This window comes from Paenibacillus sp. MAHUQ-45, assembly GCF_058133325.1.
In genome coordinates this window covers 298,819-323,219 of record NZ_JBYUPV010000008.1, presented here as the reverse complement: position 1 = coordinate 323,219, position 24,401 = coordinate 298,819, and the positions used below count along the sequence as shown (strand labels likewise).

Sequence of the window (24,401 nt, the reverse complement as noted above, 5' to 3'; positions counted from 1 at the left end):
CTTATTCTTCTATCAACGTTTTGCCGTAGCAAAGACTGTCGGGATCACCGACATAAGGGCCGAACAGGTCTATTGGCCGGTAGCCGTGCTTGACATACAGCCCAATGGCTTCCGGCTGCTTAATCCCGGTCTCCAGCAGGATTTCCCTGTACCCGGCGGCCAAGGCTTTACTTTCGAGGAACAACAGCATTCGCGTCGCAACCCCCATCTTGCGGCAGTTGGAATCTACATAGAATCTTTTCAATTCCATTGCCCTTCTCCCCGGATCCAGATAATCCAGCGGACGCAACCCGCCGCACCCCACCGGCTGCCCGTTCACATACGCCACAACGAAAGTCATCTCCTGAACCTTGGGATCGCTAAAATCCACGACATAAATCGTCTCGTGCGGATACCGCTCCAGCAGCTCCTCATCCAGGGAGACAATAAGCTCCCGCAATTCTTTGTTATCCGGAGCTACAACTACAAATTCCAATTCTGTACCAGGTAGCATACGTCACTTCCCCATCCCGCTTCTACAATTCTTCATGATCACCTGTATGCTATCTTAACGCTGATTTGCAAGCTAGGTTGCTCCTTTTACCGCCTGCTCCAAATTCAGGATCAGCTCCTGCTCAAGGTCACTGACTCCCTCTTCCATAAAGGCAACATATTCGATCGGCTGCCCCTGACTAGCCAACTGCCTGATCCTGTTCAGCATATAACCCTCTGCATCCGGCAATAGCATTTCTCCTTGCCCTGAATCATCCCTGCATAATGTAATCCAGACATATTCCTGCTCCTCAGTCACTGATGCGGAGGATTTCAGAGGAAACCTCAAGCTGAATAATGCTCCTCCCCCAGAGTTCCCCATCTGGGCCGGTGCAGCTTGGCTAAACACAGAATAACGCCGGGACGGTGTATGCACTGCTGCTCCGTTCACCTTGCGTCCGGCAATCAGCCGGCTGTTCTGATAAGCAAGCCATCCCGAAGCCAGCAGCAACAGAAGTGCAGCAGCCAATACCGCCAGGATCATCCATCCTCACCGTCCATCCCTGAATAACAACACTGCCTTTATCTTATCACGGCAGCAAGAGAGACGGGAATGGGGATTTTACAAACATATGATTTTGTAAGCCTCTCCTGCTGTATGTCTTACCTTTCAGTGAACCATAATAACAGAGACTACGGGAGAAATCCTATAAAGTCATTTTAAAATATTCAAAATAACAGTTGAAACTTTTCCGGTCATGTTTCATAATAAAACATGAAAGCGGCTAGCCAAAATCAAGGGAGGATATCAGCAATGAAATTTTTCTTGGACACAGGGAATATTGAAGAGATCAAACGTATCACCCGCCTCGGTTTGGTGGATGGCGTAACAACAAATCCTTCACTGATCGCCAAAGAAGGCCGACTGTTCAAAGACGTTATCAAAGAAATCGTCGAGATCGTACCAGGGCCTGTCAGCGCTGAGGTAATCGGCCTGAAGGCAGACGAAATGCTGAAGGAAGCTTATGAAATCGCTGAGTGGGCACCGAACGTTGTAATCAAGCTGCCTATGACCGAGGATGGTCTGGAAGCTTGTTATGAGCTCACGAAAAAAGGCATTAAAACCAATGTGACGCTCATCTTCTCCGCTGCCCAAGGACTGATGGCCGCTAAAGCCGGCGCCACCTACATCAGCCCATTCGTAGGACGTCTGGATGATATCGGCGTGGACGGATTGAAGCTGATCCGAGATCTCAAGACTATCCTGACCAACTACGGCCTGACTTCCGAAATTATCGCAGCCAGCATCCGTAACATTGCCCATGTGGAGCAAGCCGCCTTGGCAGGTGCGCATATCGCTACAATTCCTGGTTCACTCCTGCCTTCTCTCTGGAAGCACCCGCTGACCGATAACGGTATCGAGCGTTTCTTAAAGGACTGGGAGACGGTCCCAAAAGCTTAAAATAGTTTCACTTGACGGTAAACATCAAGCCCTTGTCGGAATGTCCGGACAAGGGCTTTTTTAGTATCATTATTGATTAGCATTCTTTCATAGGGCGCACAGCTAAGAGAACTACGTGAGGCGTATCCCAGTCTCCTTCTCATAGCTTAACGTGCCCGTGCCCGCTGAGTCCTGATCGATAAAGACTTCGTTGTCTTCTTGACTTCATCCTGTCCACCATCTTCTTTACTTGGCGTTACGGCGAATAATGTCAGTAATCCCCCTACAGCGCCCAGCGCGGCCATGGTACCGAATAACACCCAGTGTCCCTGTGGCATCAGCAGCGAAACCACCGGCGGCCCCAGCGCCACCCCGATAAACCGCATACTGCTATATAGTGAGGTGATCGTCCCCCGGTTCTCCTTTTCGAAAGCCTCGGTAATCAAGGCATCCATGCAAGGCAGTACTACGCCGATGCCGATGCCGCTCACCGTCAGGAACCCTACCATCATGTATATCCCCTTGTTGAAGCCAGTAACAATCATGGCCCCCGTCAAGAGTACCATCCCGCTAAAACCCAGCCATTTCATCAAGGTCTTGTTCTGTCCAATGATCTTACCGCTGCCATAGGAAGCAAGACAAAGCATACCTAGCGGGATCGCCAGCACCAGCCCTTTCATTGCTCCATGCATTGAATGTTTGGACTCCAGGATCTCTGACAGATAGAAAAGCACCCCGAAGGTCGCGAACATACAAATACAGCCAATGGCAAATATCGCATAGAGCCATCGCCCTCTTGTCTGCAGAATCTGCTTGATCCCGGACAGAAACTTACGAAGGGTCGGCTTCTCCTCTGCGGCCTGTTGTTCCCGTTTGGGCGGCTTGACCAGAAACAGCACCAGCACAAATGAAAGCAGGCAGAGAAACGGAATCGCAATAAAGGGCGCGTACCACAGCAGTACTCCCAGATATGCGCCCAGGATCGGGCTAAGCACTTTCCCTAAAGTATTGGAGGTTTCGATCAACCCCAGACTTTTGCTGACCTCCTTCTCATCCTTGAACAAATCCCCCACGAACGGCAGCACGATTGGAAAAGCACCAGCCGCACCGATTCCCTGCAATAATCGCCCTGAAAGGATCACCCAATACGCACTCTGCCCTTTCATAAACCAGGCTGCGATCACACACACAACCCCGCCTACGGCAGCTATCATAAGACTTGGCAGTATCACAACTTTCCGTCCATAGCGGTCGGATAAGAAACCTGCAACTGGAATCATTAAAATCGCAATCAGACCATAAACCGTGATGATCATGCTGACCTGAAAAGAACTGATCTTCAGCGCACGTTCAATCTGCGGTAAAATTGGCAGCAGCATGGAGTTGCCTAGCGTCATTATCAGCGGAATGGAAGCCAGTGCAACCAGATCCCATTTTTTCTCCTTCATGGACTGACCACCTTTTATCTTAGTTGGCATTAGTCTTTATTGTGGTTTGTTCCTCTCCCTTTATACACTATGATCCAAATAAACAGCCATTTATAGACTGTAAAAAAAAGCAAAACCGCACTTCGCTGAGAGAAGGCGGTTTTTTAAGTGTTTTAACATTTGGATTCCGATATTTTACGGGGTACCAGCCGTGATCGCTTCTGTCTTCGATGTCGGCATGAAGCGGCTGGGACGTCCTAGACAATAAATATGCAGCAAATGCATCGCCCGGGTACAAGCCGTATAGAACAGCTTGCGTTCATTCTCCCGATTGTACTGCTGGTCCGATCCATCATAAATAATGACGGCATCGAATTCCACACCTTTTGCCAAGTAAGCCGGCAGCACCAGCGTACCCTTCTGGAAGTTCGGTGTATCCTTCGTCACCAGTCTTACCGGCAGTCTGTCCTGAAGTGCAGCATGAACACGCTCGCACTCCTCAGCTGTTTTGCAGATAACTGCCACATAATGATATCCCTGAGCATGCAGCTGCAAAATATCCTGTTCCACCGCGCTCAGCAGCTCCACACCGGTTGACACCACTTGAATCTGCGGTTCTTCGCCCCGCCGGTTGAACGGCACGATCCGCTCTCCACCAGGAATCATCGACCTTGTGAACTCGACAATCTCATACGTCGAGCGGTAGCTGCGCGTCAACGAGATGACTTCCGTATTCTCTTCCCCATAAATGCTCACGAGATTGCCCAGCTCACCAAGCACCTCACCTTGGGCATAAATCGCCTGGTTGAGATCACCAAGCACCGTCATTTTCGCCCGCGGGAATAGTCGCCGCAAAAATTCCAGCTGGAACGGTGAATAATCCTGCACTTCATCAACAATCACATGCCGAATCAAGGTATTGGTCCGGAAGCCCTGACTCAGCTCCTTCAGATAAAGGAATGGCGTGGCATCCTCATAATAAAGATGATTCTCTGCAAGCGCAGATAAGGTTTGACGACTAATCTCGTCCCACTCAGCAGGCAGCGGGCTATCGTTCAAGCTTTCCATCAACTCACGGTCGCTAAACAGCTTGCTGTACAGGGCTTTAACATCCACAAAGCGCCCGCGCTTGATCCAGCCGCGAAGTGGCTTCAGCCGCTGACTGACCACATAGCGGGCAAGGACCTCTTTTTCCGTGTCAAAATCGTCAAAGCTGTTCTCTGTCGCCCGCTTCTTGCGCCGCATCATCTGGTAAGCCCGGTGATAATCGCTGGAATCCAGCAGCTCAATCTGATTTTCTACCCATTCCGAGTTTCGTTCCTCGTGGCTGTACGCCGCCAGTTTCTTGAGCAGCCATCCAATCATTAGCTCCACGCGATTGGCCAGTGTAATCGCTGAATCGTAGCTGTAGAACTGAGCCGCCATCTCTTCCTTGGTGACCACGATGCGCCCCATGAATACGACCGGCTTGAACTGAATCCCCTTCTGCTCCAGCATGGAGGCATAACGGCGAATAGCATTCAGGAAGTCTACCGAGGACTTATACTGAATACCTTCCCTGCGGATACGAGCTTCAGGGCCATCGGGTGCGTTCAGCAGACTCTCCGTCTGGCTAAAGACATCCTCCAGTTGAAACTCTTGGGCTAATCGATGTGCCAAATACATCTGGAACGTGGTTTGCTGCATGTTCTCCTCGCCCAGCTCAGGCAGGACGGTGGAGACGTAGCTGTTGAAAAGCGGGTTGGGCGAGAACAATAGCATTTGGTCAGCCTGTAGTACCGCTCTGTATTTGTAGAGCAAGTAAGCCACCCGTTGAAGCGCTGCCGATGTCTTACCGCTGCCGGCCGCTCCCTGAACCACCAGCATGCGGCTTTTATCATTACGGATGATGGCATTTTGCTCCTTCTGGATCGTAGCGACAATACTCTTCATCTTGTCATCCGCACTGTGGCTGAGCACTTGCTGCAGCAGTTCATCCCCAATGGTCATCCCAGTATCAAACATAACCTCAATAGTCCCGTTATCAATTACAAACTGGCGTTTCAGCTCCATATTACCCGAAATGATCCCGCCCGGGGTATCATAGGAAGTTGGTCCTGGTGCTCCGTCATAGTAAAGACTTGAGATCGGGGCGCGCCAGTCATAGATCAGGAAATGGCCGTCATCTTCCATAAGTGATCCAATACCTAGATAAATCTGCTCTGCTGCACCGCTTGGCGCCTCTGAGAAATCTATACGACCAAAGTAAGGGGAGACCACCAGCTTTTTATATTTTTTTAGAGCTTTGCTGGACTGCAGATGATGGCGTTCCCGTTCGTTAAGAATCTGCGCTTGCTGTCGCAAGCTGGTTGAGGTCTCACCCAAATCATCGGGACTGCTGAAGTTGACGGTTACCTCTTCCCAGAATTCTTTACGCATATCCACCACATCGGTCCGGTGCAATCCCAGCTCCTCAGATAACTGCCGAATATGCCCCGACAAAATCTGAGTTACCTGGGTTACCCGCTCCTGTTCTTCTTTCCATTCTTCTTGCTGGTTTTCCACTTCATTTCATCCCCTTTTGAAGGTTGACATTTCAAATTCTTCATGGTAAAATCATATTGAATAATTGTGTTTTTCCACAAATTCTTCTCATCTGGCGTTTTTATATTGTATCAATTCCATCTTGTTTTTTCAAGTTGAATAGTAACTTTATTCTCTTACAGAGTAACATTATAGAATATGTATATCGTCAATCCAGTCCCTTGGGACTGGATTTTTTGTTGAATGCACTCAATTCGGAAGATAGCAGAAAGCGGTTGTCCCAGAAGTGAACGGTTCCCTTCATAAAGAAAGATATAACCATAAAACCTGCTACGATCAGGAGAGCTATATCATACCAATTCAAAAATTTTCTGCCATAGAGCAAGCCCAGTTCAAACCCATACCTGAAGCTCAGGAGCTGGGACTGTAGCTAAAGCGCAGTAACGATAAACAAAATGGGACATCGCATCGCTGCGCTCATGTCACTCTGTAAAATCCATCATTAGATTTATGGATCTAGCTCGAAGCCAGTACTTACTCCTAATTCCGTATGGTAACGGACCCTAGAGACCGTATTTCCTAACCACCGACCGTTCCAGAAAATAGCGGACTCCAGAGACGTTATGAGCAGAAATCCTGTGTGAAATCCACGGTTTGGGAGGAAATAGCGTCCCCTGAGTCCGTTACATGTTCTAGAAGCTGCTTCATGGGCAAATAACGACGATAGGGTCCGTTAGCCCTCAGGCATGAGCTTCAATCTGCTGAAGCAATTGTTTTTGGCAAGCACTGATGATGAAGGGGATGTCCCAAAAGCTATGAAATAGCTGTTTAGGACACCCCCTTGGTGTTGAATAAACTGTATGTTTTAGCTTGGCTGGAAGCTCCGCGAACGAAAAATTTCCCCGGAAAAGCTATTCCTTCTCCTCCGACATCCGGTGGATCTGATCCGCTACTTTATCAAGACGCTCCAGTTGATATCCGTAATCGTAGATAGCTCCGGCCACGACAGAAAGACGCAGTTGACCGAACTTCTCGCTGTTGTACCCCTCGATGGCCGCCTCCAGGAACTTGTCGTTCTCTTCCACAAGCGTCTTGCATTCGGTAGCTCCTGGCTTCAGCTTGTCTTCGAATTTCAACAGAATATGCTCATGATATTTGATTAGCAGCTCCAGATGATGGTCAAACAACCGATCCGTCTCCTCTGTACGCTCCGCCTGAAAATAATGACGATCCACCGCCTCCAGTACCGCGTATCCCTTCAGTAGTGAAGCCAGCAGGTTCTTGTAAACGACCATTTGCCTGGTCTGGCTGTACTTGGCCCGCCTGAGCTGCTTCTGCTCCTCTTCGAACAGGCTGTATTTGTCCGACAGTGATTTGATCGAGCTTTCCAGTGCATGCTTCTCATCACGGAACACACTTTCCTTCATCTCATGCGACACACAAGTCCTTAACAATAGCGACAGACTCGCGAAGACACTCTCAATCTGCTGGATATACTGCTTGCGAGGCTTCGGTGGAAATACAGTTATATTAATTAAGAAGGCCGAGATGATCCCCGTCAGCGTAAGCAAAAAACGGGTTAGGGCGAATTCCCATTGCCCCGATGCTTCCATAACGGAAATTACAGTAACTAGCGTCAGGCCAATGGTGTCGGCCCGTTTCATTTTCATACTAATCATTATGACCAGAATACATACAAGTCCTACCGCAATCGGTTCATTCGACAGCAGCATACCGCCCAGCAAGGCCAGCACCGCCCCCATTGTACTCGTCTGAATCTGGTCCAGGAAATAGCGCCAAGATCGGTAAATGGAAGGCTGCATGGCGAAAATAGCAGCGATCGCCGCGCCGACTGGAGATGAAAATTGCAGCAGCACAGACAGATACAAGGACAGGGTAACTGCCATCCCTGTTTTAAGAATGCGGGCTCCAAAAGCCAAATCCATCCCTCCTTCATTTTGACAATCATAAGATCTGAACGTGAAGCTCGGTCGTCACTCCGTTGAATGTTTGGACTTCCGGTCGCTCTTGTCCCCAGATTTCTTCTTATAACCGCTTCTAAATCAGTTGAACTTAATATCCTAACGTAAGGCTCGGTCGTCACTACGGTGGAATGTTTGGACTTCCGGTCGCTGTTGTCGCCAGATTTCTTCTTTTATAAACCGCTTTTAGCGGTTGAAATCTGACGACAGCTTAGGCTTACGGTGCGAGCTTTCCTGCGGAAAGCTTTCAGGCAAGCGCTTCGCTCCTACAGTTCCAAACTTCCCCCTTCGCTCCTTCTCGCTTTTCGTTACTTTCTTTTGTTCATCTTATATAGCGGTTGAAATCCGGTGACAAATGCGATCGCTACGCTCTTGCTGTTCCAAACTTTCCCCTTTGTTCCTTCTCACTTTTCGTTACTTTCTTATGTTCGTCTCTTATACTTCATTCTCATTATAGTACAAACATCATTATCCCTGGAGCAAGCTGACGAAATTTAGACTCTTTTAAGCCTCTATTCAGGATCATTTCAGCTTTTGGGGGATACTAGTTCAAGAGCCTGACAATTTAAAAATCTACAAGAGGTGATTCCATGAACAAATCTGTCTCAAAAATAGCAGTGTGCGCAGCTGCACTACTGTTCACTGCAGCCTCCACACTGACGCTTCCAAGCAGCGTCCAAGCAGAGAATGCTACACCATCCCATGCCCCACAAATTCACCGTGAACCTCATCACCACCAAAGCAAGGACGGGAAATTCCGCACAGGCGGCGGCCATTTCATCATTACCGAAACAGCAAAGCTGCTGGAGATGGACCGGTCAGAGCTTGTCAAGAATCTGAAGTCGGGTAAGACACTATATGCTCTCGCTCAGGAAAAAAAGGGCTGGAACGAAGCGCAATATGTGCAAAAGCTAAGTGAAGCCGCCAGCCAGAGGCTATACAAAGCTCTTGCGGAGGGCCGGATCACCGATACCGAAGCCCAGAAGCTAAAAGTCGGCTTGCCGGCTATTCTCAAACAGCGAATCGGGCAGGCCGGACAATATCAGGACCGTTCGGTTGATCCTCACCGCAACAACATCTAACAATATCTACAGGCGGGTACCCTGTTCTCGGGGTCTCCCGCCTGTTGTCTGTCAAGCTGCAATTGTGCGCTTTCTTCTGGAACGATAGGATTCAAACCACCCGATAGACAACATCAGCCAAGCCCCGCTTGCTGCATAACCGCCAATGACATCACTGGGATAATGTACTCCGAGATAAATGCGGCTCCATCCAATACCGCCCGTCATCAATACGGCAAGAATAACCAGTATAGCCCGTTCTCGGCGTCTATTCAAGTGCCTCCACAGCAAATAGGCAATTACACCATACAAAGAGAATGCTGCCATAGAGTGTCCGCTTGGAAAGCTGTACCCTACTTCCTGAATAATTCGGTGGATGTTGGGTCGTTCTCTGTGAAACCATTGCTTCATTAACGAGTTAAGCAGCTGCGAGCCCAGGCCAACCCATATGAACAAAAGCAGCTCCATCCGATGCTTGAGCAGGAAATAGAGCAGAATTATAGTCAATACAGATATGCCAATTGCAAGTTTGGAGGAACCCACCAGAGACAGCATTTTAGCCAGCGCTGTTAATGTTGGTGATTCCACAGACTGCACGGCATGAATGATAGGATTGTCAAAATAAGAGACATCACCGAGTGTCACCCATGCGGCGATCAACCCGAAAACTAGTGCAAACCATATAAAAAAACGATACCCTCTGGGCCATTGTTGGTAATTCAGTGTGAATCCCCCTCTGTACATGAAGCAGCAAACCACATTTCCTTGGAGGTCTTCCCGTGGTATACTTGCTAGAGAAATTGAATCTAAAGAAGATGGAGTGCTGCCAAAGTGGAAAGTCTAAAACTGCAGGAACGTTTGTTGAACCAGGTGATCTCAACAAAAGTGCCGGTAACGATTTTTACAACTAACGGGGTCAAAATGCAGGGTCTTGTTACCGCATATGACGCCTACACCATTTCCTTGCAAGGCCAGGGTGATGGAAGGCAGAATATCCTCTTCAAATCGGCGATCTCCACCATTGTTCCGCTCAAGCCTGTCTCTCTTAAATAAGGTCTCCATTAAAAGTAATCTCCATCCAATGTTTCACCTTTTCAATTCAAAGGGAACACCGGTATTGTCCGGTGTTCCCTTTGTTTTTCCCTGGGATGTGAAGGGTTCAATCAAGTATTACACCCCAGCCGTCTGAGATGGAAGAAAGGCTGGCTTCACACAGACGGGCTTGGACAACTCCGCTGTGTTCCCTGTGAAGGACAACTTGCCACTGCCACTATCCACGGAGAAAACAACAAGATTGCTCGCGTCCCGGTTAGCAACAATCAGATATGCGCCGTTCGGGGTCAACGTGAAATGGCGAGGATGACCGCCTTGCGTAGAGACATGCTCTACCAGTGTCAGACCAGCTGTTGCAGCATCAACCGCAAATACTACGAGGCTATCGTGTCCACGGTTAGAACCGTACAAATAACGGCCATCCGGCGTCAGGGCGATTTCCGCGCAAGTGTTCTCTTCCGTGAAATCTGCGGGCAGCGTAGGGACTGTAACAGCCGCCTGCAGCGTGCCTGTTTCACTGTCGTATGTAAATGAAGTAATGGTAGAATCCACTTCGTTAATCACATAAGCGGATTTACCGTCTGGATGAAAGGCCAGATGACGTGGACCCGATCCAGGATGAAGCACGGTATCGCCTTGCGCTTCCAGAGTCTTCTTATCACGGTTGATGACATAGGTACGGATAAGATCAAGTCCGAGATCCGATACGAACAAGAACCGGCCATCGGGACTGAAAATAGCCGAATGCGGGTGTGGACGGTCCTGACGCTCCGGATGGGCGCCATGTCCGCTATGTACGGCTGTGTCCGTCAAGGCAACCGGAAGGCCTTGAGCATCCAGTGATACCAGTCCAACAGTTCCTCCATGGTAACTGCACACCACTAAGAATTCGTTCTGCGGCTCACGGCTAATATGGCAGGTTGTCGCCTGTTTCCCACCTGCTGCTGGCATAGTGGCGATGACGCCCAAACGAGTTAGCTCACCGGTCTGTGGATCAATCGCGAAAGTCACGATCTCCCCTTCTTTACTGCCTTTTCCGTCCGGCTGCTCGCCGATAGCGTAGAGCCGTGACCTTACCGGGTCTACATTGACAAACGTTGGGTTTGTGATACCTTGAGCCGCATCCAGCAGTTTAATAGTACCTCCAGCCCCGCCGTCAAACTCAAACACCTGAACACCGTTCTCCTCTGCACTGGCATAGGCACCTGTATACAATAAAAGTCTGTTATGTTCACTCATTTCATGTTCCTCCTCCATAGTAGTTCTCTTTAAGGCTTTTGCCCGCTGATGAACAAGCAGCTATCCTTATTAATTTACAGTTTTTCAGCGTCTATGACAAATACAACGTTAAAAATGTCGTAAATTATTTTAAAAATAAGGCTTTTCACCGGTTGTTTGTTATGATATAATGAAAGCGCTAACATCTATTTTTTAATCCTTATAAAGGGGGAACATGAATGAGTAGCATCCTGCTGGAAGCCAGAAACGTATATGAGGACTTCGAGGTGGAGACGGACATTCTGTTCTTTAAGGTCGGAGACCATGATTTGGTCATCTTTCACGGCAGAAACTACAACATTAAAAAAAGAATGACTGCCGAGCAACTTAAACGCTTGTTATCCAATCCGAATTATTACCAGGTCTATGGAGGCTGTTACGTCAATCTTAACAAGATTAGCTCCATCACTGATGATTGTATCTACTTCGGAGAAATGGGTGCATACGCCAAAAATGTCCGTGTACCTAGACGTAAACAGGAAAGCATTCGCCATTTGCTCAACAAACGGCGCGCTTAGGGAGACAACGAACCCTCTTTTCCCAAAAAGCCGGAAGCTCATGATCCCATGAGTCTTCCGGCTTTTTTCCGTATCTTAATGAAAACTTAAAAAGAAATTGTGCATTTTTATACTTTCTTAAGGTTTGGAAGCACGATTTCTGGTAAAGTTGTAGAAAGACAGGCATCACCTATATTGAAGGGAGTCATTAATTCTAATGGACAAAAAAGATTTGAATGAAAATGAACACCTGGAAAACAACGGTAAGGCGGAAGAACTGGATTCTCCCGAAGCTGTAAACGAGACAGTTATCGAGGGCAGCACCCCTTCTGAGACCGTTCAAGAGGACAAGCTTGCTGAACCGGTCATACTGGAAAATGAAGAAAGCGTTCCCGTGATGAACAAAATCGGCGAGACTGTTCCGCCAGCACCTGCAGCCCCTAAAAACGGAAAAGGCTGGATGATCGCCTCTATCGTATTGGCTGCCGCGCTCATTATTGTTCTGATCAAGCCCCCCTTCCAAAAGGGAGACGACAATACAGCAGTAGCAACGGTTAACGGTGAGAATATTACAAAGTCCCAGCTTTACGACAAGATGGTAGAAGCCGGCGGGCCATCTACTCTGCAATCCCTGATCACCACAACATTGGTCTCACAGGAAGCCAAGAAAGCCAATATCACTGTAACCGATGCTGACATTGCTGAAGAACTTTCAGACCTGAAGGCCCAATTCGGGGGCGAAGAAGCTTTCAATAGCGCGTTGGCCCAAAGCGGAATGACTCTGGATGATCTTAAGAAGCAAATGCCGCTCCAGGTAGAGCTGCGGAAAATCCTTGAGCCACAAGTGAAGATTACGGACGATGAAATTAAGAAATACTATGATGAAAATAAAGCGCACTTCGATACTGAAGAAGAAGTACGTGCCTCCCATATTCTGGTGAAAACCAAAGAAGAAGCGGATGAAGTCCTCAAAGAGTTGAAGGATGGCAAAGACTTTGCCACAGTTGCCAAGGAAAAGTCCACGGACACTGGCTCCAAGGATAACGGTGGAGATCTGAACTTCTTCAAACGCGGCGACATGGTGCCTGAGTTCTCTGATGTAGCATTTAAGCTGAAAGTCGGGGAAACGAGCGGTGCGGTGAAATCCCAATACGGATATCACATCATCAAGGTAACCGACCGCAAGGAAGCCAAGAAATATACACTGGACGAGAAAAAGGATGAGATTCGCAAAACTCTCACTTCCCAGAAGATCTCTGAACTGTCCTCTACATGGTTGAAGGATATCACAGAGAAAGCTAAAATCACCAACACATTGACTGATGCCAAGAAGGACGCTACTCCGGAAGCAACAGAAGCACCTGCGAAGCAGTAAAAATAACTGTGGGCACGTTTCTACATCGTGTCTGCACTTACAAGAAGCCTCCATCCCCTAGTATTGGGAATGGAGGCTTTTTGTTGTTAATCTTATGGACAAGAATTAGCGATTGCAACCGCCTTATTCTTATTTAACAAATTTCACGCGTTCTTCAATCGGTTGGAATTCTTTTGCTCCTGGTTCAGCTACTTTCTTGCCGAACGGCAATTGAGCAATCAACTTCCATTCTTGCGGAATGCCCCATTCTTTCTTCACTTCATCATCGATCAGCGGGTTGTAGTGCTGCAAGGATGCACCCAAACCTTCTTCCGCCAATGCAGTCCATACTACGAATTGCAGAATACCGGAAGATTGGTTAGACCAAAGCGGGAAGTTATCAGCATAGGTTGCAAATTTTTCTTGAAGTTGTTTAATAACGTTTTGATCTTCAAAGAACAACACGGAGCCGTAACCGGCTTTGAAAGCACCCAGTCTTTGTGCAGTCGCTTCGAACTGATCAGCCGGAACGATTTTGCGAAGAGCATCTTCCGCAATATTCCAAAGTTTATCATGATTTTCACCGAGCAGAACTACAGCTCTAGCGCTTTGGGAGTTGAAAGAAGATGGGCTATGTAGTACAGCCTCTTCAACAATTTCCTTGATTCTCTCGTCGGAAATCGGGGATTCTTTGCTGATGGCATATACGGAACGTCTACCTTTAACGGCTTCAAAAAAGTTCTTAGACATAAAATAACTACCTCCATTAATTTTAGTTGCTTACTTTTTTACATCATAGCACTTTTTTTCGAGGTTTGCAACAGTAATACTCTACTTTTTTTGTCGGATATGAATGCTTTTCATTGCTTATTTTCGCTGTACCCGCACTTTATTATTCACCATTAGGAAAATGGGATATAAACCGCAGCGTCAAGGTCCTCTTGAACACACAAAAAGCCGTCCTCTCCGCAAGTTCTTTGCAGTGAAGACGGCTTTTCTTACCTATACTTCATTATGTGTACTAATCGCGATTAATGTAAATCCAGCCCTCTTTGTCTCTGGTTACCTTGCCATGCAGAGCTTCGGCCAGAACACGGAGTGGCACATTGGCATCGCCGTACTCATCAATAAATACAGCCTTACCAAGATTAATCTTGAGTCCATTCAGCGTAGCTTGGGCAGAACCGACTTTAAATACCAACTGGTCACCTTGCAGATCGTCAGTAACGGTAATCGTTCTGGTTGCTCCATCCCACTTAATGGTTGCATCCAAGTCCTGTGCCAAGTAGCGCAGCGGAACATAAGTAGTGTTGTCAATCACAACCGGATAGTAATAATCATCATCCGGAGCAATCACGAGTGTCTTTTTGGTGATGCCGATTTCGTCCTTGAGCAAGCGATAAACATCTGACTCTGGTTCAAAGCTTCTCAGCGTCTCCCCTGGTGTCAAGCTTACCTTAGTAATATCCAGGGCACCATCCTTGCTGAGGTGATCAGCCGTTACTTTGCCCCCAATATTCCAGGCTTGTGACTCGGCCTTCAAAGAAATACTCTTCAACGGAATGCCATCCACTTGCGGAAGCGCGATCTTCAGATCGACGTTCTGCTTACGGATATGAAGGCTGCTGTCGACATAGAGGTCAACTTGAAGCTTAGTATCCTTACTCAGCACCGTTTTCAATTCAGGTTCGTATTCATACAGATTATCAAGCTGCTTGTCATAGACAAGTAGCAAGGAATCTACAGCTAACTTCGCCGCATCATGCAGAACGGTTACAACACCCTCTTTATCATCCAGCGGAAGATCGCCGAGACCAAGATTGAGGTAGTCATCTGCGTTAACACCCGAGGCCTTAACAATCGGATACAGGTAGTCATAGAGACCGCTGATCAAATTAGTGAAGCCCTCAGTATCCTTGGATATCGATTTCAGGAACGTTTTTAGAAGCGCAGGCAATTCTTGGCCTGTCACCTCTGCATGTAGCTTAGTCAGATTAAGCTGCTCGCCATAGACTGCCTCACTAACGTTCGAGACGTTAATTACACCCGGATTCGGGAGATTCTTAACTACAAATTCTGTAATCAGCTTGGACAGATCCTGTGCTTTGGCTGGGTCCAGACCCTCTACACCAAATTCCTTCTCATAAGAAGTAACTGGGAAGTAGAACGGCTGCTTGGCCCCCTCTACGTTGAGCACAATCGCTTCTTTATCCAAGAAGAATGCGAACGGCAAGTTCAGCTTCTTGTAGCCCACAGTTCCTTTGGCAGAGATATCACCATTATCCTGCACCTTCAGGTTGCTTACATTCAAAGATAATGAATTAATAAGATCTACAATCTGTTGATCCTCTGGGCTAATTCCGTCAGACGGTACAGCAGCCAAGGACAGCTTCGTGCTGAATTCGGACGACTTCACATCCAAATCTCCAAGCAGCGCCTTGTTAACGTCGAATCCGCCGACAGGTTGACAACCTGCCAGAACCAGTAGCAGCGCAATGAATGGTACAAACCATTTGGCTCTTGATTTGATTTTTCTCATAGCATGTCTCCTCTTCTGAATTTTGTGAAATCAATTCATTATCTCAACTGAGCCAAGATTTGTAAACGCTATTCTTGTCGATGATATACCACTACAGCTTAAGTAGTTGCGTCCAGTCTATAGGCATCCACTGACCGTTCACCAGCCCTCTCACCACAGCCAACACCGCTAGATGTACCGGATAAAAAGACCACCATACCCAGCGGGGCACACGACGATGCTGCAGTGTTGTCCATATGGCTGGTGCATATACAATAGCCAAGGTCGGAACAAGACTCGCCATTTGTATCAGCCAGCCGTAGTAGAATAGATAGAATATATTGAGTGCCAGATGTGCCAGCACCAGTCCATGCGATCTCGTATAGCGAAAAATCAGGACCAGCAACAAGCCGTAAGCGTTATAATCCAGCGGGAAATATTCCATCAACAGTACAGCAGCAGCAACAACCGGTGCAGCCAGCCAGGGACTGGGCAGCTTGTCCAGTACGATCAGCACAAGCACCGATAGCAATAATGTAAATACGACATTCCATCCACCCGGATTCAAGGCCAGATTGTATGGAATCTGGGCAAGCAGGGCGATGAGGAGCAGCCGCAGCACATATCTGGATCGGGATGAGGTATGGATGTGTCCCTGCACAAGAGCATAGCAATAGATTGGAAAAGCAATTCTACCTATATATCTCCAAGTCATTTCGCTCGGAAAAAAAATGGCGCCGATATGGTCTATCAACATGGTCACCATTGCAAGAATCTGCATCCCACTCCTCCTTCGGCTCGGTAAGGGACGGATTGATTTTCACCCTATTATCCAATGGTTTATCATCAACCGCAAGCCTGTCCCCTCTACTAATATGTAAAATTCATACTAACTAAATCTTACGTAAAGACGCAAATCTCACACGCACAATAACAGTTTAAAGCAGTGAAATATAAACGCGGCGAAGAACCCAGTATGTGTGGGAGATACAAACGTAAGAAACCGCTCTCCAAATGACACAGGGTCTCTGTGCCCATTTTCAAAAGAGCGGTTTCTATTTCACCCTAGGCCCTTAAGACCTATCTGCCAAATACTATTTATGAAGAAACACTCTACTTTATTTTACATATAAACGGCTAGTCTCTTCCCAATATTCGCCCGGCTTCAAGCTGAACAAGCCGATCTCTTCCGCCGGAAGATCCACATTCGGAGCATTAACAAGATTAATCTGCGGTTCAGGGCAGAAGAAGCCCTCTGTCGCGCCATTGTTCCAAATCATCCATTGCTTGTAGGAGGTACCCACATCATAGACAAGCGTAACGCCAGCTTGACTGTCTGTCAGTTCCATCCGGTTACGTCCATTCTGTGCTACGGCTGTGTAATGATTATCCATTGAAGCATAGAACGGATTTACCCCTTCATCACGCAATTGAATCTCTTCGGGCTGCAGCTCCTGGAATGATCCGGTAGGCAGCATCCGTTCATTCAGCTCCCAGCGTTGTCCCAGCGTGAGCTTCACCCGGTAGTCCTGTGGCGTGCTACCCGGTGCGAACGGTGCATTGATCGCTGTATGGAATGCCAACAGGCAAGGCATTTCCTCTGTGCCGTCATTATGTACCAGCAGCTGCTGGGACAAACCGCCTTCTCCGAGGCTGTAGCGCAGCTTGATTGTATAATTGAAAGGTAGATATTCATAGGAGGGATGATTCTCATCCACTTTTATTTTGACGATAACAAAACTTTCTGTCTTGCTGCTACCGAACTCCTCTACCTCCCAGGCTGCTGTATGAAGAAACCCGTGCAAGTGATTACCGGTTGCCGCTTCATTCACAGGGAACTGATACGTTTGTCCCTTCCATGGAAATTTACCATCCTCGTAGCGGTTAGGTGGAAATAGTACCGGAATACCATGAATGCCTGGACTCGCTTTGAACGCTTCCATTTCTTCCGCTCCTGGCTCATGCAGGAAACGGTAACCGTTTTCGGTATCACGGAAGCAAATCAAATTGCCACCGATCCCCGGTAGTAGAGCCGCTTCATAACGCCCGGCTTTAAGCCAAATGGCGGCTTCGCCTTCATAATGCCCTTCAAATGCTGTAATCGACATGATTGTGTACAGTCTCCCTTCAGTACCTTCAGAAATACTCTCCACTTGTTAGATTACCACAACTTCGCAAGCGTTAACATGACCTTTTATAACTGCTCCACTTCCACACTCATAACATGTTCAATCTTCTTGATATCATAATAGATTTCCGTGGCATAATCTCGATCCGGCGTAGACAGAACCATGTCAATCAGCTGTCTGCCATCATCCAAATCCTTGATTTTTATGCGACGAATGGTTCTGACATAGCCTTTCGGCCGCTTCTGTGATACAGCTTCTGGCTTCTCAATTTTCAGGATGACATCTGTCAAAACGTAATTGGGCTCCATAATGATTTTGACGGAAACCTCATGCTTGTTAAGCACCTGTGGCCCGATCGCTTTAATCAGGTGGGGAACGGCATTCACAGCAAACATCAGCAGTGCAACCGCATAAGCCGCTTCCTCGTAGAATCCTGCGCCTACTGCAATCCCGATTCCAGAAGCAGTCCAGATCAACGCCGCTGAGGTCAGTCCGGAGATCGCATCGCCTCCTCTGCGCAGAATCACGCCTGCCCCCAGAAAACCGATCCCGCTCACAATTTGCGCAGCCAGCCGCATCGGGTCCATATTAGGATGATCGGGTCCAGCGAACTTGTCGAACGCATGAATAGAAACGAGCGTAACCAAGCAGCTCGCAATGCTGATGACCATACTGGTCCGAATTCCCAGCGGTTTCTGCTTAATCTGTCTGTCGATACCGATGAACAGCCCGAACAGCATGGCCACGCAGAGTTTAATAATCGATTCATAATGTAATTCCATCCTGTCTCCTCCTCTCCTCACAGATAATCCATTATAACTGAAACCCCTCCCCCTTTCTATAAGCAAAAACGGTATTTCAACCCCTGACAGGCACGGCCTGGTACACCGTTAATCTGCGGCGGGGCGGAAATCCGTTCTAGTTCCAGGAAGGAAAATACATTCGGTTCATCATATGCAAGGATAGGTCGAATTAGTCGGAACTAGCCATGAAGCAGTGACTCTGCCCCGTCACAGTAAATTTCTGTACCCGTGATATGATCCGAGTGGTCGGAGGCCAGAAACAGTGCGAGCTTGGCGACTTGCTCTGAACTTCCCGGTCCCTCTTCCAGCGGCTGATCCCCTTCGGGAAACTCCACAGGAATTTGCACCTCACCTAAATCATCTGCAGGAAAGGTATTTTTATCAATGTTGGTTTTGATCGCTCCCGGGCATATTGCATTAACACGGATCTTGAATTGGGCCAGCTCCAGCGCTGCCATCTTCATAAAGGCCACCTGCCCGGCTTTAGTTGTGCTATATGCAGAAAATCCAATATTGGAGAAGACCCTGTTACCGTTGATCGAACTGGTAATGATGATGCTGCCACCCTTTGCTTTCAAATAGGGAATCGCATACTTCACGGTAGCGAACGTTCCGCGAAGGTTAATTTGAATCGTCTGATCCCAGCTCTCGATATCCATTGTCTCAATCGGTGCCAAGGCGCCATTAATACCCGCATTGGCGAAGACAATATCCAGTTGTCCCCAAGCCTCAGCCGCTTGCTTGACTGCTGCCTCCACCTGCTTGGGATCGCCAATGTCGCATCCGATGACTAGAACTTGGCCACCCTCCTGTTCCACCTGCTTTTTAACGTGCTCCGCCTTATCCACTGTCCGGTCCAATAGAGCAACCTTCGCCCCTTGTCTGGCGAACTCAATCACTGCCGCTCGGCCTATACCCGAGCCCCCACCTGTCACTATCGCTACTTTACCTTTCAACTGGTTCTCTGCCATGGTTATTCATCCTCCTTATCGTATTGCAAGCTTCAAGTTCAGTTCTTTCCCTAACCTTTACCTCGCATACGAGTTCATGAATCGACAGATTATCTTTTGTACAAGCAAAGAGGCAGGAATATAAGCTCCTTAACGGACCTTGCATCCCTACCTCTTTGTCTACTATTAATTGCCTATGGCTCGCGGCTTTGATTCACCATTAGCCGAGCACGATCCGGTCATCTGCCAGCTTATGCCCGCTGATTGCCTCGAACTCTCCCAGCAGGCGCTCCACGGTCAAATCCTGCTTCCGGCTAGCATCGATATCGAGAATAATCGATCCCTTATCCATCATAATCAGCCGGTTCCCAAGGCGAATCGCCTGCTCCATGTTATGGGTGACCATCAAGGTGGTCAGCTTCATTTCACGAACAATGGATTCCGTCAGCTTCGTAATCAGCTCCGCACGGGCAGGATCAAGCGCTGCCGTATGCTCGTCCAGCAGCAGAATCTGCGGCTGCGTGAACGTCGCCATCAGCAGGCTGAGCGCCTGCCGCTCCCCGCCTGACAGCAGCCCAACCTTGGCCCGCAGCCGATTCTCCAGGCCAATGCCCAGACGCTCTAGCTGCTCGCGGAACATTGTCCGTCTCGCCGCATTAACTCCAAAGCTCAGACCTCTGCTCTTGCCTCGTTTATAGGCCATCGCCAAATTCTCTTCAATCGTCATATGCGGAGCCGTGCCTGCCATCGGGTCCTGGAAGACCCGCCCAACCCAGCGGCTGCGCTGAAACTCAGGCAGGCCACTGATTGAGCTGCCCTCAATCAGCACTTCGCCAAGATCAGGCTTCATTACCCCGGAAATAATATTCATCAGCGTTGACTTTCCAGCCCCATTACTGCCGATAATGGTCACAAAATCACCTGGATGAAGCTCCAGATCAATACCAAGCAGCGCAATCTTCTCATCAGATGTTCCAGGGTTAAACAGCTTCGATACATTGTCCAGTTTAAGCATCGAGAGCACCCCCTTTCTTGCTGCGGAGCGCCTGCTCAGCCAATTCTTCCGTCCGCTTACGTCCAACATTCTTCTGCTTCAAGTAACGCTGAATCGAAGGGAATACCAGCGCAACAATGACGATAACAGCTGTAATGAGCTTAAGATCCGAAGCATTGAGCCACGGCACTCGCAAAGCCAGTGCGACCACGATCCGGTAGACGATAGACCCCAGAACAACCGCCAGTGTTGCCCGGAATACACTCCCCGAACCGAAGATTGCTTCACCAATAATAACTGAAGCCAGACCGATGACGATCATCCCAATCCCCATAGAGGAGTCAGCAAACGTGGAGTATTGAGCGATCAGAGCACCTGACAGTGCCACCATCCCGTTCGACAGACTAATACCTAGAATTGTTGTGTTGTCTGTATTCACACCAAAGCTGCGAATCATTCGCGCATTATCTCCCGTAGCCCGCAGGGCCAAGCCGAGATCGGTACGCAGGAATAAGTCCATTAACAGCTTTACGGCAAGAACCACGAACGGCATGACGTACAACAGATTCTTCAAGGAGCCAAATATCAGATCCTCACCCATTAACGACACGTTGGGTTTGCCCATAATACGCAGGTTAATCGAATACAGGGCAATCATCATCAGGATACCCGATAAGAGACCGTTAATCTTGCCCTTGGTATGCAGCAGTCCCGTACATATGCCTGCCGCCATTCCTCCAGCCAATGCAGCCAGCGTTGCCAACCAAGGCGAATACCCGTGCGAGATCATAACAGCGGCTATTGCGCCACCGGTAGTATAACTACCATCCACCGTAAGGTCTGGAAAATCCAATATGCGAAAAGTAATGTATACCCCTAAAGCCATAAAAGCATAAAGTAAGCCCAGTTCCGTAGCACCAAGCATTGAATTCATCATCGCTGACTTCCTCCCTAAGCGGCAAGGGCGTTCCTCAGAACCGCCCCCATGTCATGTCTTATTGAATAATGCTGTTAGCCGGGTCTTTGACTGCGCTCTTCATCGCGTCGGTAACGTCAATGCCCTGTGCTGCTGCCGCTTTCAGGTTCAAAATAACATCAAGCTTCTCTTGCATGCTGACCTTCATGTCCCCCGGTTTTTTGCCGTCTTTCAACACTTCAGCAGCCATCTGGCCAACCTGGTAGCCATGGTCAAAGTATTTGAAGCCTACTGTGGCAAAAGCACCCTTCTCGACCGTATCCCGATCACTGGAGAAGAAAGGAAGCTTATTGGCATTTGCCGTTTGGATGATCGGTTCAATCCCTGCTACCACGGTGTTATCCAGTGTGACATACAACGCGTCGACACGGCCAACGAGCGATTCAGCAGCCTGCTTCACCTCAGAAGTATTTGTAATCGCCGCTTTAACCAGTTCAATGCCATGCTGGTCGAGCGCTTTCTTGGCTATTCCCGCCATCGTTACTGCGTTAGGCTCGCCTTCATTAATAACGAGACCCAGCTTCTTCACATTCGGGAATTGTGCGGCAATGAAATCCATTAGCTCAGTAATTGCTGCCGGATTCGTATCGGATGCCCCGGAGACATTTCCGCCCGGATGATCGAGATCCTTAACAATTTTCGCATCCAGCGGGTCCGTAACAGCTGCGAACAGAATCGGTGTATCGTTCTTGATGGACTGTACTACCGCCTGTGCAGAAGGTGTGGCAATCGCCAATACAAGATCATTGTTTTCCCCTGCGATCTTTTGGGCAATGGACAAGTTATTCGCCTGGTCAGCCTGAGCATTTTCAAAATCCACTTTCAGATTCTTGCCTTCAACAATTCCGGCATCCTTAAGTGCAGCCAGAATACCTTCACGTGTAGCATCAAGCGATGGATGCTCAACATACTGCGAGATGGCAATTTTGTAGCTCTTGGCGTCCCCACTGCCCGTATTTTCTGTAGCTGCAGCACTTCCCGCCGAATTGCCACCAGTTCCCGAATTGACGGCCGCATTGTTGTTGCCAGAACCACAGCCTGCTGCCACAAGCAGCATACTCAGGCTCAAGCTTAGCCAAATATTCTTTTTCTTCATTAGATAACCCCTTTTCTTGTACAGTATCAGCGCGTGCATCAGAAGTAGTGGTAAAGCATTATCGCTTTTATAGATGAATGCACTAAAGCGAAAGCTTACACGAATCTCACAGCGACACATGCGAATCTATTAAACCTATATTATATGGAGGTTGTATATCCGTCAATCACTTATAACACGCTCACATTTAACAATATTCTAACAAAGTTCCATTAAAAATGGAGAATATCTGACACAACCTGCAGGTTGCAATGTATTACCTTGGACTTACATAAAAAAGAGCTCCCTGCGCAAACTTAAAACTAAAGCTTACGATAGGGAGCGTGTAATATGATGAAACATCCCCATAAATATAGGGCTGTAGCGGCCCTTATATTGTGCACTGTCATGGTTTGTACAGCCTGCGGTTATTATAAGGCCAAAGACACCGCAAAAGTAAGATCGCTGACTCCCGACGGATCACCTGCAACCAGCTATTATGAGAAAGCCAAAATCACCGATGCCAACGGCAAGTTCTGGATTCCGCTCTCCCCTGCTGTGGCCTCCATTGGCTACCAAATGAAGGAGGCAAATAAGCCGGGTGGATATACCAGCATAGGTTACACTGACGTGATGTACAAGCTTCGCCCAGGTTCAACTGAAGTTCTGTCATTGGGTGAAAAGGTTTCTTTGAGCGATGCCCCTCAGCTCCGCAACGGCCAGATCTATGTGACGCCCAAGGCGCTTTCCAAACTACTCCAGACCAAAGTGGCCTGGAACCCATACAGCGGGGAGATCAATATCGCAACGCCAACGGTAAAAGATTCCAAGGTTGAAGCAGGTCAGAACCAGCTATCCAGGCCGTTAAAAATCCAAAGTCTCTCACCTTCACAGAGCAGTGAGCTTGTGTCATACGCCAAAACCTTTTTGGGTGTCCCTTATGAGTTCGGTGCTGCCCCTTACGAAGAAAGTAAAAAGTTCGATTGTTCTTCCTTTACACAGCATGTTTTCAAAAAATTCGGTTTGAATCTGCCCCGTCTGGCCAAGGATCAGGATAATCTAGGGTCACGTGTAAATCGGAACGAACTGCAGACTGGCGATCTGGTCTTCTTCACCGTTCCCGGACGGTTTGAAAGTAATGCCATTCCAGGTCATGTCGGCATCTACATTGGCGACGGCAAGTTCATCCATACTTGGGGAGATCCTGGTGTTCAGATCAGTGAGCTGGATACCGGCTATTGGAGCCATGTCATTTTGCATATGCAGCGGGTGTTGTAGCGCGTATGTTAAAACACAAAAAGGGGAGACTTGGGAGATTGAACCCAGGCCTTCCCTTTTCCACATTAATCGGATGAAATGCTATATCTTTAGATGAAAAGCTATATCCGTGAACCTGATCTGCTTCCTTGCCGCTGGAAATCCTTTAATCTTGTACCCTGATAGATTAACTCTCCAGTATCGCCTTCAATAATATATCCGTAAGCCGAATTTGGAACCTGCAGTTCTACACGGTTGCCTCCCTCATCCTCAAAGGTCACATAGTAACTAGTCTTTGCGCTATGCTGCCCAGATCCTCCCCAGACTTCGCTGCGTTTGGCAACGGCTTGATAATATCCTGTGGTTACTGGGCTGGTTTTGTATGCTAACCAATTCTGTATCGTTTTGAATATTATAAAAATAAAAACAAGTAAAAAGACCAGCAGAAAAATCTTGAAGAATGGAGGGGCATCTCCAAGAAATCCATCAAAGAAACTTCGCTTATTAAAATCATTAAAACCGTCCCATCCGTTCAAATTCATCCCTCCTGCGCAAAAAATTATTATTAAAGCGGTCATTACTACAGCTTACGCGTTTTTTACAGCCCGGTTT

General features: G+C 48.0%; 23 protein-coding genes. 6 read left to right on the top strand and 17 right to left on the bottom strand.

Annotated features, from left to right (window positions below):
- Window position 1 precedes the first annotated feature (1 nt).
- Both AC3Y23_RS19100 and AC3Y23_RS19095 read right to left on the bottom strand, forming a co-directional pair.
- Complete coding sequence (locus tag AC3Y23_RS19100) at window positions 2–493, bottom strand: GNAT family N-acetyltransferase (protein ID WP_379201838.1); 492 nt, start codon at window positions 491–493, stop codon at window positions 2–4.
- Window positions 494–565: 72 nt separating this feature from the next.
- The gene (locus AC3Y23_RS19095) at window positions 566–1,015 is read right to left on the bottom strand and encodes a hypothetical protein (RefSeq protein ID WP_379201836.1); all 450 of its coding nucleotides are present in this window, start codon (window positions 1,013–1,015) and stop codon (window positions 566–568) included.
- Between the two features lie 270 nt (window positions 1,016–1,285).
- Between AC3Y23_RS19095 and fsa the strand changes: the two genes are divergently transcribed.
- Window positions 1,286–1,933, top strand: coding sequence for a fructose-6-phosphate aldolase (fsa, locus tag AC3Y23_RS19090; protein WP_379201834.1), 648 nt, complete (start codon window positions 1,286–1,288; stop codon window positions 1,931–1,933).
- 146 nt (window positions 1,934–2,079) lie between these two features.
- Here fsa and bcbE read toward each other — a convergent pair whose 3' ends face one another.
- From bcbE to AC3Y23_RS19075, 3 genes are all read right to left on the bottom strand, one after another.
- Window positions 2,080–3,360 (bottom strand): bacillibactin exporter BcbE, encoded by a 1,281-nt coding sequence (gene bcbE, locus AC3Y23_RS19085; RefSeq protein WP_379201899.1) that lies wholly within the window; start codon window positions 3,358–3,360, stop codon window positions 2,080–2,082.
- A gap of 174 nt (window positions 3,361–3,534) precedes the next feature.
- Window positions 3,535–5,883, bottom strand: a complete 2,349-nt coding sequence (helD, locus tag AC3Y23_RS19080) for an RNA polymerase recycling motor HelD (protein WP_379201832.1) — start codon at window positions 5,881–5,883, stop codon at window positions 3,535–3,537.
- 890 nt (window positions 5,884–6,773) lie between these two features.
- On the bottom strand, window positions 6,774–7,802 hold the full coding sequence (locus AC3Y23_RS19075) for an FUSC family protein (protein ID WP_379201830.1): 1,029 nt from the start codon (window positions 7,800–7,802) through the stop codon (window positions 6,774–6,776).
- A 632-nt stretch (window positions 7,803–8,434) separates the two neighbouring features.
- Here AC3Y23_RS19075 and AC3Y23_RS19070 point away from each other — a divergent pair.
- The gene (locus AC3Y23_RS19070; RefSeq protein ID WP_379201828.1) at window positions 8,435–8,926 is read left to right on the top strand and encodes a hypothetical protein; all 492 of its coding nucleotides are present in this window, start codon (window positions 8,435–8,437) and stop codon (window positions 8,924–8,926) included.
- A 51-nt stretch (window positions 8,927–8,977) separates the two neighbouring features.
- Here the strand turns inward: AC3Y23_RS19070 and AC3Y23_RS19065 are convergent, their stop codons facing one another.
- Window positions 8,978–9,565: a phosphatase PAP2 family protein gene (locus AC3Y23_RS19065; RefSeq protein WP_379201825.1), complete on the bottom strand. Its 588-nt coding sequence runs from the start codon at window positions 9,563–9,565 to the stop codon at window positions 8,978–8,980.
- 171 nt (window positions 9,566–9,736) lie between these two features.
- Here AC3Y23_RS19065 and hfq point away from each other — a divergent pair, with 171 nt between their 5' ends.
- A complete protein-coding gene (gene hfq, locus AC3Y23_RS19060) occupies window positions 9,737–9,958 on the top strand; it encodes an RNA chaperone Hfq (RefSeq protein ID WP_217492827.1) in 222 nt (73 codons plus the stop codon).
- A gap of 117 nt (window positions 9,959–10,075) precedes the next feature.
- Here hfq and AC3Y23_RS19055 read toward each other — a convergent pair whose 3' ends face one another.
- Window positions 10,076–11,197, bottom strand: coding sequence for a lactonase family protein (locus tag AC3Y23_RS19055; RefSeq protein ID WP_379201822.1), 1,122 nt, complete (start codon window positions 11,195–11,197; stop codon window positions 10,076–10,078).
- 218 nt (window positions 11,198–11,415) lie between these two features.
- Between AC3Y23_RS19055 and AC3Y23_RS19050 the strand changes: the two genes are divergently transcribed.
- Window positions 11,416–11,754 (top strand): LytTR family transcriptional regulator DNA-binding domain-containing protein, encoded by a 339-nt coding sequence (locus tag AC3Y23_RS19050; protein ID WP_379201820.1) that lies wholly within the window; start codon window positions 11,416–11,418, stop codon window positions 11,752–11,754.
- A 196-nt stretch (window positions 11,755–11,950) separates the two neighbouring features.
- Complete coding sequence (locus AC3Y23_RS19045) at window positions 11,951–13,108, top strand: peptidylprolyl isomerase (RefSeq protein ID WP_379201818.1); 1,158 nt, start codon at window positions 11,951–11,953, stop codon at window positions 13,106–13,108.
- Window positions 13,109–13,237: 129 nt separating this feature from the next.
- Here the strand turns inward: AC3Y23_RS19045 and AC3Y23_RS19040 are convergent, their stop codons facing one another.
- The 9 genes from AC3Y23_RS19040 to AC3Y23_RS19000 form a co-directional block, all read right to left on the bottom strand.
- Window positions 13,238–13,837, bottom strand: coding sequence for a nitroreductase family protein (locus AC3Y23_RS19040; RefSeq protein ID WP_379201816.1), 600 nt, complete (start codon window positions 13,835–13,837; stop codon window positions 13,238–13,240).
- A gap of 271 nt (window positions 13,838–14,108) precedes the next feature.
- On the bottom strand, window positions 14,109–15,626 hold the full coding sequence (locus AC3Y23_RS19035) for a copper amine oxidase N-terminal domain-containing protein (protein ID WP_379201814.1): 1,518 nt from the start codon (window positions 15,624–15,626) through the stop codon (window positions 14,109–14,111).
- A 91-nt stretch (window positions 15,627–15,717) separates the two neighbouring features.
- Entirely contained in the window at window positions 15,718–16,386 is a 669-nt protein-coding gene (locus AC3Y23_RS19030) for a TraX family protein (protein WP_379201812.1), read from the bottom strand.
- 337 nt (window positions 16,387–16,723) lie between these two features.
- A complete protein-coding gene (locus AC3Y23_RS19025) occupies window positions 16,724–17,713 on the bottom strand; it encodes an aldose 1-epimerase (RefSeq protein ID WP_379201810.1) in 990 nt (329 codons plus the stop codon).
- An 86-nt stretch (window positions 17,714–17,799) separates the two neighbouring features.
- A complete protein-coding gene (locus AC3Y23_RS19020; protein WP_379201808.1) occupies window positions 17,800–18,516 on the bottom strand; it encodes an MgtC/SapB family protein in 717 nt (238 codons plus the stop codon).
- Between the two features lie 200 nt (window positions 18,517–18,716).
- Window positions 18,717–19,508, bottom strand: coding sequence for an SDR family oxidoreductase (locus AC3Y23_RS19015; protein WP_379201806.1), 792 nt, complete (start codon window positions 19,506–19,508; stop codon window positions 18,717–18,719).
- Between the two features lie 199 nt (window positions 19,509–19,707).
- Window positions 19,708–20,502: an ABC transporter ATP-binding protein gene (locus tag AC3Y23_RS19010; RefSeq protein ID WP_379201804.1), complete on the bottom strand. Its 795-nt coding sequence runs from the start codon at window positions 20,500–20,502 to the stop codon at window positions 19,708–19,710.
- Complete coding sequence (locus tag AC3Y23_RS19005; protein ID WP_379201802.1) at window positions 20,495–21,418, bottom strand: ABC transporter permease; 924 nt, start codon at window positions 21,416–21,418, stop codon at window positions 20,495–20,497. Before AC3Y23_RS19005 ends, AC3Y23_RS19010 begins: the two co-directional genes overlap by 8 nt.
- A gap of 58 nt (window positions 21,419–21,476) precedes the next feature.
- Window positions 21,477–22,553 (bottom strand): ABC transporter substrate-binding protein, encoded by a 1,077-nt coding sequence (locus AC3Y23_RS19000; RefSeq protein ID WP_379201800.1) that lies wholly within the window; start codon window positions 22,551–22,553, stop codon window positions 21,477–21,479.
- Between the two features lie 330 nt (window positions 22,554–22,883).
- Between AC3Y23_RS19000 and AC3Y23_RS18995 the strand changes: the two genes are divergently transcribed.
- The gene (locus AC3Y23_RS18995) at window positions 22,884–23,810 is read left to right on the top strand and encodes a C40 family peptidase (RefSeq protein ID WP_379201798.1); all 927 of its coding nucleotides are present in this window, start codon (window positions 22,884–22,886) and stop codon (window positions 23,808–23,810) included.
- Window positions 23,811–23,911: 101 nt separating this feature from the next.
- Here AC3Y23_RS18995 and AC3Y23_RS18990 read toward each other — a convergent pair whose 3' ends face one another.
- The gene (locus AC3Y23_RS18990) at window positions 23,912–24,331 is read right to left on the bottom strand and encodes a DUF2500 domain-containing protein (protein WP_379201796.1); all 420 of its coding nucleotides are present in this window, start codon (window positions 24,329–24,331) and stop codon (window positions 23,912–23,914) included.
- Window positions 24,332–24,401: the final 70 nt, after the last annotated feature.